This window comes from Asaia sp. SF2.1, from assembly GCF_000505765.1.
GTDB classification, from domain to species: domain Bacteria; phylum Pseudomonadota; class Alphaproteobacteria; order Acetobacterales; family Acetobacteraceae; genus Asaia; species Asaia bogorensis.
This window is the reverse complement of record NZ_AYXS01000051.1, coordinates 130936-132824: the sequence shown is the minus strand read 5'-3', so window position 1 is coordinate 132824 and position 1889 is coordinate 130936. Positions and strand designations below refer to the sequence as shown.

Sequence of the window (1889 nt, the reverse complement as noted above, 5' to 3'; positions counted from 1 at the left end):
TTGTTCAAGGCGGGCAGATCAGTGGGCGTAGCGTTGCGCGCAATCGTTTCGGCAGCGAGGGGCAGCAAAATATCCCGCACGTTCGTGGGGTAACTCCTGATCCGATCGAGATCAAGCACGAGGCGATGGGTGCCGCGCGCATCGATTTGATCAGCCTGAGCAAGATAGAGTGCCCGCCATAACTGCGCCGCTCGTTGCTGTTTCTCGGGCCATGGGCCATCCAATCCCGAGGCGTCCTCAAGATCGCCACTCATCAGCGCTGTTGCTTCAGTCAGGAACCTTATTTCCGGACGGCCGATTTCCTCTGGATCGTCTCTGAGCCCAACGGCCAGTATGCCTCTCGCCTCGGTGAATGCTCCCATGCTGAAGGCTGCCTGCGCTTCTTTCACGCGAGCCTCGAAGCGCTTGGAGGGGCTGGAGTCTGCTGCTGCGAGGAAAGCGTCATGAAATCTCTGGCGCAGAGCGGTATCGCCAAGATCTTTCAGGGCAAGCCACTCGAGATCGATGTCGTTGGCATAGACTGCCTGTCCATCATCCACCATGCTGTGTCCGTCTCGATTGAGCAGAAGGCCAGAAGGGACGGCGGATAGAGTGATTTCGGCGTCACGTGCAGAGACGACGACGCCCTCATTGGTCGGCCACACATCGTATCCCGGTGTACGTCGCATGGATGTAACGCCCCCATCATCGAGAAGGGAGGTGCCAATCAAAAGGCGTGCGCCCGAGGCCGGGTCAGATACAGATAGAACGCGTCCGCTGCGGCGCATCGGATACAGGACACCCGTTGCGACGACGTGAGGGTTTATAGTGCGTCGATCCTGCTGGGGAATATCGAGCGGCGGTTTGAGCCCCAGCACCCAACCATCGCTCTGTTGTGACAGAAAGAGCGGTCGGCTGTCTGATCTGCGCAGCTGGATTATGGTGGCGTCTGGCAATACATCGACGCTCAGGGACGAAAAAACGCCGTCTCCATGTATCGCGGACGTGTCCATCGGAATGGCGTTATCAACGATGACGATAAAGCGATCCCCGCTCTCGAATGCCGCGATGCCAGTCTTGGGCGGGATAGGCAGCAGGACCCGATCCTGGGATGCCTGTGGCGTTGCCACGGGCAGATCGGCCCCTGAGGGCGCGGTCGCCGCTGTGACAGCGGGCAGGGGTGCAGGGGCGGGTTTGGGCCTGCTGTCTGTCTTCTCCGTAGGTGAAGCTGCAGGAGCATTCAGAAGCGTTGCACGCCACGAAGGGGGGAGGCCTTGCACAAGGTCACTCCCGGAAATCCGATCAGGCAGATGCTCTTTCTGGTCTGGTATTTCTCGCGGCTGGGCAGGCCGCGTATGCGGGTGCAGCTCTTTGCGTCCTTGAAGCGTATGCCTGTGATCGGCCCTTGCGGACGCCACAAAGACAAGGCCTGAAAGCAACGCGGCAGGTGCGAGGCGCAGGGCTTTCCCGATTGCCTTGAAATTCAGATGCGACACGGCCGGTCCGCCCAATGAGCGTGGCCGATATCTCCAGTGCAGACGCCTGCGGTAACGGGCGTTCTTTCTATCTGGCAGGACATGGGCGCTATCAGGTCAGGCCAGAAAATCGAGAATCTGGGTGATGGTCGAGCCGCTTCGTGCAGAGGTTGCGGACAAGCCCCCGCCAGCAGAAAATTGTACTGCTCCGGATTTGGCTGTTTCGGCGACAGCTTGAGATGACAGGGTACCGTGGCGGCTTGCAGCATAGGATGCGTGCGCGCTCGTGCTTGTCGCCTGACGCAGCGCGGCGGAGAGCGAAGAGGCAGCTGAAATATCTGACATTGTTGTTTCCGGTTATAAATCGTCAAACGGGGCACAAAGACCCTGTGAAAATGGCTTGTGGCTTATGCTGCCAAACATTTTGTCACAAGT

At 59.0% G+C, this 1889-nt stretch carries 1 protein-coding gene and 1 pseudogene; both read right to left on the bottom strand.

Features of this window, described 5'->3' with window-relative positions; all coding sequences use genetic code 11:
- A pseudogene (locus P792_RS37885) lies at positions 1-1475 on the bottom strand (hypothetical protein); the annotation flags it as partial.
- Between the two features lie 96 nt (positions 1476-1571).
- The gene (locus P792_RS35540; protein ID WP_023980045.1) at positions 1572-1799 is read right to left on the bottom strand and encodes a hypothetical protein; all 228 of its coding nucleotides are present in this window, start codon (positions 1797-1799) and stop codon (positions 1572-1574) included.
- Positions 1800-1889: the final 90 nt, after the last annotated feature.

What these genes read in the sequence shown, in the direction of transcription:
- P792_RS35540 (WP_023980045.1), bottom strand. Translation starts at nt 1,799, where the DNA reads ATGTCAGATATTTCAGCTGCCTCTTCGCTCTCCGCCGCGCTGCGTCAG.